We start from the raw sequence: 13,371 nt of genomic DNA on the forward strand, positions 1-13,371 counted from the left end.
CTCCCTTTCTCAGGCTTCCGGAACCGGGGTGGTGCCCGCGGCGGGCTTCAGCCGGAACACGGTGAACTGACCGCCGACGCCGTACAGGTAGCCGGCCTCGGGAACGTGACCGCCGAGCGATCCGGACGCCGCGGTGTAGCCCTTGTCCTTCTGGCCCCAGGGGCCGACGTACAGGTAGGTGTGACCGGGGCCGTTCAGGATGTCGCCGGGTTTCATCCCGCCGGGTGGTTCGCCGTGCCAGGAGTTGTACTTCCCGGAGGTCATCATGTAGTCGAACTGCACGCCGGTCGAGACCTTCGGGAACTTCGTATCGGCGCCGCTCATGTGCATCACGGTAGCGACGAACCGGCCGCAGTCGGTGTAGGCCTGTTGGCCGTTCGGGTCGTTGTACTTCTTCATCGCGGCGACGAACTCCGGCTTCGCGGCGGCTTCACCGCCGTTCAGGTTGCCGGAGGTGTTGTGCCCCGCATCCGGCCAGGCCAGGGTCTTGGCGACCTCGGCGATCTGTCCGCTGCCGGCGAGGCAGCTGCCCGCGCCGCCGCCGTACGTCTCCAGGACCTGTCGGGCGCCCTGCTTGCGGACGGTGTACGCGTTCGGGTCGTCCTTGGCGCCGAAGCGCTCGTAGTAGTAGCCGAAGGCGTAGGTCGCGTCGTCGACGGTCTTGGTGGCGCGGAGCTTGTCACCGGCGAACTTCTCCGGCGATTTGGTCTCGCCGATCAGCTGGCGGCGCAGGAAGTCGAGCTGGTAGGCCAGTGTCTCGATCGTCTCGTAGGAGACGCCCGCCTGCCGGGACTGGGTGATGAGCTTGCCGGCCGGCGTCCACTGGACGATGCCGTAGCCCAGCTCGCTGCCCTCGGCGGCCTGAGCTCTGGTCTTCTGACTGGCCGGGGTGTTCTGCAGGATCATCGGGTGCACACCGGCCGACTCGACGATCATGTTGCCGACGACACCGGCCGCCTGCTCCTTGGAGTAGCCGTGGTCGACCAGGTAGTTGAACGCCTGCTGCTGCTCGTTGCTGCCGACCAGCGAGCCGTCGCCGCAACAACCGGCACCGGTGCCGCCGCCGGTGTTCGACTCGCCGAAGGAGTCTTCCTTCGGGTCGACGCTCTCCGGCCCGTTGCCCTGGTCGACCCAGAGCTCGAAGTGCAGGTGCTCGCCGCTGGCGCCGTGCTCCTCGTCGCCGGAGCCGGAGGTGCCGATCTTCTGGCCGCGGGTGACCTGCGCGCCGACCTGGGCGGTCAGCTCCTTGAAGAACTTGTACCGCGTCTCGACGCCGCTACCGTGTTTGATCCGGATCTCGTTGTTGGCGTTGTAGATGACCTCACCGGACTCGGCCGCGTAGACCGGGGAGCCCTCGTCGACGTCGAAGTCGACGCCCTTGTGGTCGGTGGACCACTCCTCGTCGAACTCCCGCTCGTCGGTCGGCCAGCCGAACGCGGAGCTCTGCCCGCTGCTCGTGCCGCAGTCGTCGGCCGAGGCCTCGATCCCCATCAGGCTGCCGGCGACCAGCGCGAACAGCACGATGAACGGCAGGATGGCGCCGCCGAAGCTGAGCCCGATGAACTGGGGGACCTTCGAGGTCATCGGTCACTCCTCGGGCTGGGCGGCTGCTGAGGAAAATCCTGCCTCAGATCGAGGTCATTGTGTCGTGAGTTATCCACAGGCGACCAGTCCGGGCCGTGGCGCGCGCGACAACGCGAGCGGTTTGGAAGAGAATCTATGGATGTACGAACGGCTGCGGGTGGACCGCTCGACCACGGTGGACCGGGTGGTCGACGCGCTGCGGTCGGCCCTGTTCGCCGGCGATCTGGAACCCGGCACACCGCTGCGGGAGCAGCCGCTGGCCGAGGCGCTGGGCGTCGCCCGGAGCACCGTGCGCGAGGCGATGACGATGCTGGTCACCGAGGGCCTCGCGATCCGCGAGCCGAACAAGGGCGTCAGCGTCGCGATCCTGGCGCCGGCCGCGGTGGCCGACATCTGCCGGGCCCGCTTCGTCCTGGAGTCGGCCGGGATCCGCGCCTGGTTCGAGGCCGACGAGCCGGCCCGGGAGCAGGTCCGCGCGGCGATGCGGACGTTCGCCGCCACCGCCAAGGACGGCGCCGACCCGGAGGCGATGACCGAGACGCACCTGGCCATCCACCGCAGCCTGGTCGCGCTGACCGGCAGCGACCGCCTGATCGCCACCCAGGACTCGATCACCGCCGAGGCCCGTCTCGCCCTGGCCCGCGTCGACGCCCTGCGCCAGGACGCCACCCAGCAGGTCGCCTCGCACCGCAAGCTGATCCGCTTCCTCGAGCGCGGCGAGCTGGACGAATGCGTCGACGAGCTCCGCCGCCACCTCGCCGGCGCCGAGGAGTCCCTCCTCGAAGCCATCGCCACCCCGCCCAGCTGAGTCACTCGGCTTCGACGTCCGGCGCTCCTGCCTGGATCCCCTCGGCGGTGACTTCGTACGTCGTACCGCCGACGCGGAGGCCGTGGAGTCGAGCCGTGGGGTCCAGGGCGGCGAGCTGCGGGCTGGCGGTGACCGTGCCGTCGAGGGCGACCTCCACGCCGAAGATGCCTTCGAGGACGAGCGAGACCCAGGCGCCGGACGACGAGCAGGCCCAGTCGATCAGGTAGGGGTCCTGCGGCGGGGCCTTGCGGGCGCCGCCGGCCAGCAGCGGTGCGCCTTCCTCCACGAAGTGCGCTTGGCCGCAGGGGCCCTGGTTGGCTGAGCGCGCCAGACCGGGAAGCCAGTCGATCAGGATGTCCGGACGGCCGAGTGCGATCAGCGCTCGGCCCGCATCGGCGGGCCACGCCGGGTAGGCGCCGTTCCACTGGTGGTCCGGTCGCAGACTGAACGAGGCGTCGGCGTCGTACGGCGAGAGCGCGCGCATCCAGGTCGGGGTCTGGAGCTCCCGCTGGAAGAAGGCGACCATCTCGGCGCGCTGGTCGGGCGACAGATCCGCGGCGATGGTCGTGCCGACGATGTTGAAGTCGTAGCAGTGCCGGACCGGGATCAGCTCGCCGTCCGGCTGGCGGGCGTTCCAGTGACCGGCGCCGTCGATGTAGAGCTCTTTGACATGGCCGGCGAGCTGGTCGGCTTCCCGACGCAGGTCGTCGTCCCCGGTGATCTCGGCGGCGACACGCAGGCACCAGACGTTGGCGGCGTTGAAGCTGGCTACCTCGTGCACGTAGCTGCTGACGCACTCCAGCAGGTTGTCGATACCGCCGTAGTCCGCCAGTGCGTGTTTGCCGCGCAGCCCACGCCAGGCGGTCGCCCAGTCGGTCAGGTGCTCGGCGACGGACTTCGCGCCCACTGTGGTCTTCAGAAAGCCGGAGTCCCCGGTGAAACGTACGTAATCGCGGACCAGGCGTGTCATGGCGAAGTCGTTCACGGAGTACCACTGGCCGACCGGACCGCCGGTCAGCCACTCCGTCCCGAAGTGCTCATGGATGTCGAGGTCGATCCAGTGCTCGATGTGCTTCCGCATCGGCTCCGGGTCGAGAAGCGCGTGGGTCAGCGAGGAGAGGCTGTAGTCCCAGATGAACGTCGTCGTCGCCCAGTGCCGCGGCATCAAGGTGTCGTAGGCCCGTCCGAGCACACTGGCCGGGTTGTCCCGCCGGAACCAGATGACACCGAGAACGCCCCACCAGTACAGCTTGCGCAGCGCTTCGTTGCTGGTCTCGAGAATCGGCAGCGAACCGCTGAAGCCGTCGCCGTCCGGGTCGAACGCGTCGGCGAGCGCCATGTCCCAGACACCTTCGGCCACTGCGAGCACCGAGGCCACGTCGGATGCGCAGACCGTGAAGTGGTCCTCGGCCTCGGTCAGGTCCCGCGCCAGCACGTGGACGTAGCCGACGCGGCCGACACCGTCGTCGTCCAGGACCAGCGTGGTCTTCACCATCGCTCTGTCGATCTCACTCGGCACATCGAGGCCTTGCAGGCTCACTGCGGACCCGGACTCCCCCACTCCGAGGACTCGGCCGTCCACGGCGTGCAAGGTGTTCGGCTCCGACGGTGGCATGTACTGCGACCAGCCTCCGGCCGCACCGGTCGCCGTACTGGCCAGAGCGAAGCCCAGCTCGACAGTGCGGCCCGGAGCGCCAGTGACCTCCAGCTGGACGACGACCGCGGGACGGCCGGGAGCGCAGGCGGTGACCGAGCGCAGCGTGAGGCCATCGACCGTGGTGGACCGGACGACGTGGTCCGGCCGCCACAGCACCTCGACGACACCGCCGTACGAGCGGACCAGTCGACCGTCGACGTACAGCTGGCCGGTGATGCAGTCGCCGTGCGAGAACGGCGGGAAGTTAATACTGCGGACGGCGACGAGGTCGTGGTCGACCTGAGCAGTACCGAGGAAGTTCGTCAGGCCGGGCGGGTTGAACATGTCGTCGTAGGTGTGGGTCAGGACGTCGCTAGCGAGGTCGGCGCAGCGCGGAATCATGAGGGGTCGGCCCAATCGGTGTTCGGGAGCAGGGGGTACCAGTCCGGTCGTGCCGGATCACGGTCGTAGGGGTAGTTACCGAGTTCGCGGTACAGGGCGGCGTACTCGGCGAGCTTGTCCCGGTCGAGGTCGACGCCGAGCCCTGGTCCGTCCGGGACGGCGATCGCGCCGTCGGCGTACGGGAGCTTGCCGCCGGTGATGATGTCGTCGCGCAGGTGGTGGTAGTGCGCGTCGGCGGCGAAGGCCAGGTTGGGGACGACGGCGCCCAGGTGCAGCATGGTCGCCAGCTGGATGCCCAGCTCACCGGACGAGTGCACCGCGACACCGAGTTGGAAGGTCTCGCAGACGCCGGCGGCCTTCACACACGCCCGGATGCCGCCCCAGAACGTGGTGTCCAGCAGGATCACGTCGACGGCGGGGTCGCGGATGTTCGCGGCGAGCTGCTCGAAGTTGACCACGACGGTGTTGGTGGCCAGCGGGATGCGGGTGTTGGCGCGGACGCGGCGCATGCCGTTCAGGCCCCAGGTCGGGTCCTCGAGGTAGTCGTTGTCGAGGTCCTCGATACCGCGGGCGAAGCGGATCGCCTCTTCGACGCTGAAGGCGCCGTTCGGGTCGAAACGGACGCGGTGGCCGGGGAACGCGGCTGCGAGCGCTCGGAAGCACTCGCGTTCGTAGTCCGGGGCGAAGACCCCGCCTTTGAGTTTGTGGACGGTGAAGCCGTGCTGGTCGACCAGACTGCGTGCGTGCGCGACCAACTGGTCCGCAGTGCGGATCTCGCCGGTTCCGTCGTCCGCTGGGTGCCGGAAGAACAGATAGCTCGCGAACGGCACGCGGTCGCGTACCTTGCCACCGAGTAGCTCGTGCACCGGGACGCCGAGCGCCCGGCCCTGCAAGTCGAGACAGGCGAACTCGATCGCGGCCAGGAGCTGGGTGCGGTTGTTGTAGAGGCTCGCAGTGGGGTTGGCGAGCATCCAGCGCAGCGCTTCGGTCCGTGCGGGGTCGTGGCCGAGCAGATAGGGCTTGAGACCGGCTACGGCGTCCTCTGCGCTCTGACCGCCACCGCCTAGCTCCCCCAGACCGATCAGACCGTTGTCCGCCTCGACCTCGACCACTGTCCGGACGAACCGCCCCCAGTGAGCGCCGTTGCTGTGCCGCAGTGGCGCCTCCAATGGGACCGTCACTGTGGTGGCGCGGATGTCGACGATCTTCACAGCGCCACAGCCAGCTGCGCGGTCAGGCCGCCGTCGACTTTCACATCGGCTCCAGTGACGAACGCGGCCGCTGGTGTGGTCAGAAAGTGGATGACGTCCGCCACCTCACTCGCCTTCGCCACTCGGCCCAGTGGATGCGACCGGCCCCAGTCCGCGAGCACCTCATCCGTCGTCCGCCCGCCGCCGAACTGCTCGGCCGACGTCCGCAGCATCGGCGTATCCACCGAGCCCGGGCACACCGCGTTCACCCGAACCCCGTCCGCCGCGTGGTCCACCGCCATCGCCCGGACCAGGCTCAGCAACGCTCCCTTCCCCATCGAGTACGCCGCCACCCCCGTCTGCGCTCCGTACGCCTGCACCGACGCGACCACCACCACACTCCCCCCACGCGGCAGCCGCGGGACGAACGCCTGGCAGGCGAAGAACACGCCCCCGACGTTCACACTCATCACCTCGTCGTAAACCTCCTCCGACGTCTCCACAACCGTCCCGTACCGCTGCACCCCAGCAGCACAAACCAACGCATCAACACTGTCGACCTGAGCTGCTGCCGTGGCGAGAGCTTCGCGGTCGCTCACGTCTACGACCAGCGTGGTCAGCTTCTCCGACAGTTCGGCGCGTAGCGCTGCCAGTGCGTGCTCGTCGCGATCGAGGGCGATGACGTGGTCGCCGGTCGTGACGAAGCGGTGTACAGCGGCTCGGCCGATGCCGGCGGCGGCTCCGGTGACTACGACTGTGCGGGGCATGGAGGTCCTTTCAGAACTGGCCGAGGGAGAGGCCTCGGGTGAAGAAGCGCTGGGCCGCCAGGAAGAGGACGACGGTGGGGAGGGAGACGAGCAGGCCACCGGCCAGGACTGTGGGCAGGGCGGCGCCGCCGTACGTCGATTGGAGGCCGGTGAGGGCCGGCATGATCGGACGGACCGACTCGGACTGGCTGAGGGTGAGGCCGAGGAGGAGGTCGTTCCAGACGAAGGTGGCTTGCAGGATGAAGATCGCGGCCAGTGCGGAACCGGCCATCGGCAGGTAGATGCTGCGGAAGATGCGGAACAGACCACCGCCGTCGACCACCGCGGCCTCGAAGACGCTGCGGGCGATCCCGGTGAAGAAGTTGCGCATCACGAACGCCGCGAACGGCACGCTGACCGCGGTGTAGACGATCACCAGCCCGGTCCGGGTGTCGTAGAGCCCAGTGTCGGCGTACCCGGTGAACAGCGGCATCAGCACCATCTGCAGCGGGAAGATCGTGCCCCCGAAGACGAAGACGAACCAGGCGAACCCGTGCCGGAGGCGCAGGACGACGATCGCGTACCCGATCGCCGCACCGACCAGCACGGCGAGCAGCGGCGACACCACGCTGTAGAGCGTCGTCGCGACCAGCGTGTCGCCCAGTGCGGCCTTCGACCACGCGTCACCGAAGTTGGCGAACAGTGCGAACCCGGCCGGCTTCCAGACCGCCTTGGCGTCGTACCCATCGACTGCCTTCGACGCGTTCACCACCAGCAGGTAGACCGGTGCCAGCCACAGCAGACCCAGTACGACCAGGAACGCGGTCTTAACCCTGTTCACGCGACTCCCCCAACTGATAGCGCAGATACAGGACCGACGCGGCGAACGTGACCAGACTGAGGAACAGCGCGATCGCAGCGCCCTGTCCGTAGTCGTTCAGCACGAACGTCTCCTTGTACATCGACAGCGCCAGCGTCTCGGACGACGTCCCCGGACCGCCCTGCGTCATCACCCAGACCACGTCGAACGTCTTCAAGCTGCCGACGATCGACAGCCCGACGACAACCGTGGTGATCGGCCGCAACTGTGGCCAGAGCTGATGCCGGAACAGCTTGAACCCCTCCGCGCCGTCCAGCCGCGCAGCCTCCAACGGCTCACCCGGAATGGACTGCAGGCCGACCACGAACAGCAACGCGTTCACACCCGCTGCCTGCCAGGTAACGGCGACGATCATCATCAGCGTGCTGCCAGGACCGGACTGCAGCCAGCCGGTGTGTGCACCCGGCAGTCCGAAGAAGCCGAGCGCCTGACCCAGCGCGCCGTCCGGCTGCAACACGAAACCCCAGATCACCCCCACAGCGACGCCGGAGATCGCGTACGGCAGCAGGAACGGCAGCCGTAGCCAGGTGCCCCACCGATGTCCGTAGGTCAGTACGGCGATCAGCAGGCCGAGCACGACCGGCAGCGTCACCATGCCAACCACCCACAGCAGCGTGTTGGTCAGCGCGCCCAGGAGGTCAGGGTCGCTGAACATCGCCTTGTAGTTGGCCAGCCCGGCCCACTCCGGTGCGGCCAGCCCGTCGTACGAGGTGAAGCTGACGTACGTCGTCCACAGGAACGGCAGGTAGAGGAGGAGCGCCACGATGCCCACGGCCGGCAGGCCGAAGAGCGGCGCCGACCGCGCACCGGTGCGGGCGCTCACTTCTGTTTGGCCCAGTAGGCGTCCGCCTCGGCCTGGATCTTCTGCAGGCCCGGCATCGGGTCACCTGGTTTGGTGACGAAGGCGCCGAAGACCTCCAGCGCCTTGTTGGCCACCGGCACCGGCGTCGCCTCGAACCAGCGGTTGATCAGCCGGAAGCCTTCGACGTCCTTGTTCAGCTGGGCCAGCCCGGCGTCCTTGACCTCGGCCTTCGGATTGAAGGACAGGTCACCGCGCGAGTTGGCCCACGCGGTCTGGGCCTGCGGCGTCAGCCACCAGTCGGTCCACTTCTTGACCGTCGACGCGTGGTCACTCGCGGCGGCCGAGCACAGTGGCCCGGTCTCGAAGATCATCGACGTCTTCGGCAGCGCCGGGTTCGCGTTCGGGATGATGAAGAAGTCGTAGTCGGTCCCCGGCTTCATTTTCAGCGTGTTCAGCGAGCCGCTGAACCAGGTCCCGAAGTTCACCATCGCAACGTCACCGCTCTTCAACTGCGCCTGCGGCTCGGTCTTCGCGCCGGGGTCGCTGAAGTTGCCCGCGTCGATCAGCTGCTTCCAGTCGTTCATCACCTCGACCACGCCGGGGTCGGTGTACTTCGCCTTCCCGGCCGCGAGCGCGTCGTACAGATCGGGGTCCTTGCCGGCCAGCAGGGTCTCGAACCAGACGAAGCTGAACAGGATGCTGGTCTGGTAGAACGGCTTCACGCCAGCCGCCTTGACCTTGTCGGCGACAGCGAGCAGCTCGGTCCAGGTCTTCGGGTTCTGCGTGACGCCGGCCTTCTTGAAGACGGCCTTGTTGTAGTACATCACCCAGTAGCCCGCGTTCAGCGGAACGCAGTACTGCTTGCCGTCGAAGGTGAAGTACGGCTTGAGCTGTTCCGGAACGTTGCCGTCGGCAATCGCTCTCGTCCATTGGTCGGTCGTTTCGGCGACCAGTTTGTTGTCGACGAGGTCCTCCAGCTCCTTTCCGGTGTGCCAGCTGAACAGATCCGCCTTCTCCTTGGTCCGGAACGACGAGCGGATGAACGCCGTGTAGGTGTTGGAGTCGGAGTAGCCGACCGGCTCCATCCCGACGCCGACGTCCTGTTTGCTCGCGGCGCCGACCTGGGCGAACGCATCCTTCCAACCGCCCTTGTCGTTGTAGAACTTCAGTGAGTCGACGGGCTTGTCGGCGCTCGGCTTCGCGGCGCCGCCGCAGGCGCTGAGGGCGAGCGTTCCGGTCAGGGCCAGCGCGGTGAGCGCTTTCCAACGGCTGATGCTTCGCATGGCGGTGCGTCCTCCAGAGAGCTCAGGGGTTCACGCGGGCGTTGATGACGGCGAGGACGCCGTCCAGGTGCGCGCGGGTCAGCTGCTCGGCCAGCGCATGGTCACCGGCTCGCACCGCGGCCAGAATGGCCCGATGCTCGGCCAGGTCGGTCTCACGATCGCCGTGGATGTGCAGGATCTCCAGCTGCTCACGGACGTTCACCACCGTCACCGACTCGACCACCTCGGCGAGAGTCGCGTTGCCGGCCGCCTGCGCCAGGGCGCGGTGGAAGTCCATGTTGATCTCGGCCAGCCGGTCATGGTCGCCGGAGGTGATCAGCTCGGCCGCCTGCGCCAGATCGTGCTCCATCTGCACGAGGGCGCTCTCCACCCGAGCCTTCGCCGCCAGCGCCGCGACCGGCGGTTCAATCAGCGCACGGGCCTGTAGCAGCTCGACAAGTCGGCCTGCGGTCGGTTTGAGCGGCAGGGGGTTGGCCAGCACCATCCGGCCCACGTTCGGCCCGATGTACACACCAGAGCCGTGGCGGAGCTCGAGAGCACCGATCGCCTCCAACCGACGCAGCGCCTCTCGCACCGTCGGTACGGCGACCTGGAAGCGCTCGGCCAGCGACCGCACCGACTCGAACTGATCGCCCACCGCGAGTTTGCGATCCGCGATCAGGTCGAGCATGGACGTCGCCAGGTCGTCCAGCAGACTCCGGCGGACGACGGCGGTCATCGGGCGGCTCGCAGCGTGACGCCGACGAACCGGGGCCGGTAGATGCTGACGTCGTCGTACAGCTCGTCGCTGACCAGGCTGTTGACGTTGTAGCTCACCAAAAGCTTGCTGCCGCTGCGCAGCTGCGGATGCTCGTGGGAGTTGTAGGTGATGTGATTCCCACCGGTCTCCGGGGTTTGGTAGAGCTCGACCGGTTTCACGAACGGCCCGGTCGGCGAGCAGCCGAAGTACCCGACCACTCGCTTGCTGAACAGCTCTTTGGTGTCGTGCGTGACGAGCAGGTAGCCATCGCTCCAGCGCGTGACGCTGTGCTCGTTGGCGACGCCTTCGAGCACTCTGGACGACGCAGTCTCGTCTGCAGACCACGCAGTCCCCGTCCAGTACTGCCATGGCTGTGCAGTCAGGTCGTCACCGCGGACTCGGGCCACGTGCTGGTACTTCGCGGCACCGAGGTCCTCAACGCCATACACGTAGGTGTAACCGCCGTCGCGCAACAGCCAGCCGGACCACTGCACGTTCGCCCGGGACGGGAGCGGCTTCAGCGACTGCAGCTTGTACGTACGGCTGTCGAAGCGTGCCAGGTAGTTAGCGGCCCAGCGCCAGTCCCACCGGCCGCTACCGGTCTTCTCGAACCGCAGCGCGACGACATCCAGATTCCGCCCGGCATTGCTGGTCTGCGCGGCGCCGAACCAGTACCAGCCGTTGGCCGGCGGCGGTACGAGCGCAGTCGGGCTGGACGGCGTACCGCCGGTGACTGTGGTCAGCTTCGCACCCTGCTGGACGACGAACGAGTTGTTCAGGAACGGCGTCGTCCGGGGTCGACTGCCGTCCGGATTGACCGGGCCGAGGAAGGTGTCGGAGAAGATCCACGCCGTCCGGCCGCCGGAGAGCTGGACCGAGTAGGTGCTGTCAGCACCGGTCCAGCCTTTGCCGGTGTCGCTGTAGGCGTTCAGCAGACCTTCGGGCGCGGCGTGCGGCTGCGCCTGCGCGGCCCAGTCAGTACGAACCGCAGCGCAGTCAGCTGCCTGAGCCGCCGTCGGCACGCCCAGACCCGCCACCACCAACGAGACCGCCAGGAAGCTGCGCATAAATTGATCTGATCACTTGGTCATTTACGTGTCAAGAGTTCAGGGACCGCTCAGGGCGTGTACGGAGCATGCGATCCGGATCGGGGTGGAAGGATCGAGATATGAAGAATCTGATCATCAGGCTGCTGGCCAACGCGATCGCCCTGGCCGTCGCGGCCTGGCTCGTCGGCGGGATCACGATCGAAGGCGCCACCCGCGGCCGGCAGATCCTCACGCTGCTGATCGTCGCGGCCGTCTTCGGCGTCGTGAACGCGGTCGTGAAACCGCTGGTCAAGCTGGTCTCGCTGCCGCTGCTGATCCTGACCCTGGGGCTGCTCACCTTCGTGATCAACGCCGCGATGCTGCTGCTCACCTCGTGGATCACCGGCAAACTCGACGTCCAGTTCCACGTCGACGGCTTCTGGTCCGCCCTCTTCGGCGCGCTCATCATCAGCATCGTCGGCATGATCATCAACACCGTGCTCCCCGACAAGGCCGAGCTCCGCTGAGACACGTCGAGATCGTCTGCACCGGCAACATCTGCCGCTCGCCGATCGGCGAGGTCGTCCTCCGGGCGAAGCTCGCCGCGGCCGGGATCGACGACGTCACCGTCACGAGCTCCGGCACCGGCGGCTGGCACGCGGGCGACCCGATGGATCCCCGTGCCGCCGCGGCCCTGCGCCGCCGTGGGTACGACGGGAGCGCGCACCGGGCCCGCCAGTTCCGGTCGGCCTGGTTCGGCGAGCGGGATCTGATCCTCGCGATGGACGCCGGGCACTACGCGGAGCTGAACACGGGCCTGGGCACGGTCGAGATGTTCGCGGACGCCGACGTCCCGGATCCGTACTACGGCGCGGACGCGGGGTTCGACGACGTACTGCTGCAGATCGAGCAGGCGGCCGACGTGATCGTCGGCCGCCTCCAGGACTAGCTCTGGCCGATCGCGGCCTTCAGCTCGACGAACCAGTCGACGGTCGGGTCGAACTCCTTGCCGCCGGCGATCCGGGGGAACTCGATCGCGCGGAGCTCGTCGCCGCGCTCCTCGTCGTGGCCGACGACCCCGCTCTCACCGCGCAGCGCCGCGTCGACGGCGTAGTCGGTGCACTCCTTGATCAGGGCCAGGTCGGCGTCGTTGGCCGCGGCCGAGCGGCTGAAGTAGCCGCTCTTCTGGACCATCGTCTTCTCGGCGCCGATCCGCTCCGCGAACTGCTTGGCGAACCAGGCGCCCGGGTTGATCGTGTCCAGTTTGACGTGCCCGAACGGGTCCCGGCCGACCTCCTCGCCGCGGGCCTCCAGCTCGGCCACGATCGACGAGACGCCGGCGCCCTCGGACAGGAAGATCGTCACGCAGTCGTTCGCGTCCATCACCTTGCGCAGCCGCTCGGCCTCGGCGTCCAGATCGATGGTTGCCTCCGGCACGTAGACGGCGTGTACGTCCCAGCCGCCCTGGTCCAGGCCGATGCCCGGGTTCCACTCCTGCTGCTCGACCCACTGGTGGTAGGCCTGCGCGGTCGCCGCGGTCAGCCAGCCGCAGTTGCGGCCCATCACCTCGTGGACGATCAGCATCCGCGGGTTCGAGCTGTGCTCGGCGACGACGTTCCGGGCGAACAGCGCGCCCTGCTCGGCCGCGGTGTACGCGCCCAGGCTCTGCCGGATCGGGATCACGTCGTTGTCGATCGTCTTCGGCAGGCCGACCACGGTCAGGTCGTAGTCGTGCTCCTGCAGGTACGCCGCCAGGTCGGCCGCGGTGGTGTTGGTGTCGTCGCCGCCGATCGTGTGCAGGACGTCGACGCCGTCCGCGACCAGCCGCTCCGCGGCGACCTGCAACGCGTTCTGCCCGTCCTGGATCAGACCGCGCTTGACCAGGTCGGCCGTGTTGGTCAGCTTGACCCGGCTGTTCCCGATCGGGCTGCCGCCGAACTTGTGCAGCAGCGCCGCCTTCGCCCGGACCTCGGGCGTGACGACGACGTGGCGGCCGCTGAGCAGGCCGTGGTACCCGTTCAGGTATCCGATGATCTCCACGTCGGGCGCCACTTCGGTGTAGCGCTCGATCAGCCCGCCGACGGCGGACGACAGGCACGGCGCGAGGCCGCCGGCCGTGAGCAGGGCAACTCTGCGGACAGACTTGTCGGCAGCCATGGGTCAGGGTCCTTCCGAAGGTCGCTGAAGTCACCTCCAGCGTAGTGAGGTAGACCACTCTCCACGGTGGTCGGTGCCCGCCCTTCGGACATCGGGTTCCTTCGCAACCGGTCAGC

Annotated in this window: 13 protein-coding genes; 3 read left to right on the plus strand and 10 right to left on the minus strand. The window is 68.0% G+C overall.

Going from position 1 to position 13,371, the window contains the following annotated elements:
- Positions 1 to 9: 9 nt before the first annotated feature.
- Positions 10 to 1,584, minus strand: coding sequence for a phage tail tip lysozyme (locus ACZ6ZD_RS07425; protein WP_465669336.1), 1,575 nt, complete (start codon positions 1,582 to 1,584; stop codon positions 10 to 12).
- A gap of 139 nt (positions 1,585 to 1,723) precedes the next feature.
- Here ACZ6ZD_RS07425 and ACZ6ZD_RS07430 point away from each other — a divergent pair, with 139 nt between their 5' ends.
- Positions 1,724 to 2,392, plus strand: a complete 669-nt coding sequence (locus ACZ6ZD_RS07430) for a GntR family transcriptional regulator (RefSeq protein ID WP_465669338.1) — start codon at positions 1,724 to 1,726, stop codon at positions 2,390 to 2,392.
- A 1-nt stretch (position 2,393) separates the two neighbouring features.
- On the opposite strand, the gene ACZ6ZD_RS07435 is transcribed toward ACZ6ZD_RS07430, so the two are convergent.
- The 8 genes from ACZ6ZD_RS07435 to ACZ6ZD_RS07470 are packed head-to-tail and all read right to left on the minus strand — an operon-like array spanning position 2,394 to position 11,137.
- Positions 2,394 to 4,430: a glucosidase family protein gene (locus ACZ6ZD_RS07435; protein WP_465669339.1), complete on the minus strand. Its 2,037-nt coding sequence runs from the start codon at positions 4,428 to 4,430 to the stop codon at positions 2,394 to 2,396.
- Positions 4,427 to 5,641 (minus strand): enolase C-terminal domain-like protein, encoded by a 1,215-nt coding sequence (locus tag ACZ6ZD_RS07440; protein WP_465669341.1) that lies wholly within the window; start codon positions 5,639 to 5,641, stop codon positions 4,427 to 4,429. The genes ACZ6ZD_RS07435 and ACZ6ZD_RS07440 overlap by 4 nt, the downstream gene beginning before the upstream one ends.
- Positions 5,638 to 6,387 carry an SDR family NAD(P)-dependent oxidoreductase gene (locus ACZ6ZD_RS07445; RefSeq protein WP_465669343.1) on the minus strand — a complete coding sequence of 250 codons (750 nt, stop codon included), beginning with the start codon at positions 6,385 to 6,387 and terminating at the stop codon, positions 5,638 to 5,640. Before ACZ6ZD_RS07445 ends, ACZ6ZD_RS07440 begins: the two co-directional genes overlap by 4 nt.
- 10 nt (positions 6,388 to 6,397) lie before the next feature.
- Positions 6,398 to 7,207 (minus strand): carbohydrate ABC transporter permease, encoded by an 810-nt coding sequence (locus tag ACZ6ZD_RS07450; RefSeq protein WP_465669345.1) that lies wholly within the window; start codon positions 7,205 to 7,207, stop codon positions 6,398 to 6,400.
- Positions 7,194 to 8,069, minus strand: a complete 876-nt coding sequence (locus tag ACZ6ZD_RS07455; protein ID WP_465669347.1) for a carbohydrate ABC transporter permease — start codon at positions 8,067 to 8,069, stop codon at positions 7,194 to 7,196. The genes ACZ6ZD_RS07450 and ACZ6ZD_RS07455 overlap by 14 nt, the downstream gene beginning before the upstream one ends.
- Positions 8,066 to 9,331, minus strand: coding sequence for an ABC transporter substrate-binding protein (locus ACZ6ZD_RS07460; protein ID WP_465669349.1), 1,266 nt, complete (start codon positions 9,329 to 9,331; stop codon positions 8,066 to 8,068). Before ACZ6ZD_RS07460 ends, ACZ6ZD_RS07455 begins: the two co-directional genes overlap by 4 nt.
- 22 nt (positions 9,332 to 9,353) lie before the next feature.
- On the minus strand, positions 9,354 to 10,049 hold the full coding sequence (locus ACZ6ZD_RS07465) for a FadR/GntR family transcriptional regulator (protein ID WP_465669351.1): 696 nt from the start codon (positions 10,047 to 10,049) through the stop codon (positions 9,354 to 9,356).
- The gene (locus tag ACZ6ZD_RS07470; RefSeq protein ID WP_465669353.1) at positions 10,046 to 11,137 is read right to left on the minus strand and encodes a DUF4185 domain-containing protein; all 1,092 of its coding nucleotides are present in this window, start codon (positions 11,135 to 11,137) and stop codon (positions 10,046 to 10,048) included. The genes ACZ6ZD_RS07465 and ACZ6ZD_RS07470 overlap by 4 nt, the downstream gene beginning before the upstream one ends.
- A gap of 101 nt (positions 11,138 to 11,238) precedes the next feature.
- Between ACZ6ZD_RS07470 and ACZ6ZD_RS07475 the strand changes: the two genes are divergently transcribed.
- Positions 11,239 to 11,625 (plus strand): phage holin family protein, encoded by a 387-nt coding sequence (locus tag ACZ6ZD_RS07475; RefSeq protein ID WP_465669355.1) that lies wholly within the window; start codon positions 11,239 to 11,241, stop codon positions 11,623 to 11,625.
- 11 nt (positions 11,626 to 11,636) lie between these two features.
- Positions 11,637 to 12,047 (plus strand): low molecular weight protein-tyrosine-phosphatase, encoded by a 411-nt coding sequence (locus tag ACZ6ZD_RS07480; RefSeq protein ID WP_465672640.1) that lies wholly within the window; start codon positions 11,637 to 11,639, stop codon positions 12,045 to 12,047.
- On the opposite strand, the gene ACZ6ZD_RS07485 is transcribed toward ACZ6ZD_RS07480, so the two are convergent.
- Complete coding sequence (locus tag ACZ6ZD_RS07485) at positions 12,044 to 13,255, minus strand: pyrophosphate--fructose-6-phosphate 1-phosphotransferase (RefSeq protein WP_465669357.1); 1,212 nt, start codon at positions 13,253 to 13,255, stop codon at positions 12,044 to 12,046. The genes ACZ6ZD_RS07480 and ACZ6ZD_RS07485 overlap by 4 nt on opposite strands.
- Between the last annotated feature and the right edge of the window lie 116 nt (positions 13,256 to 13,371).

The sequence above is a fragment of the Kribbella sp. NPDC104218 genome (assembly GCF_055584105.1).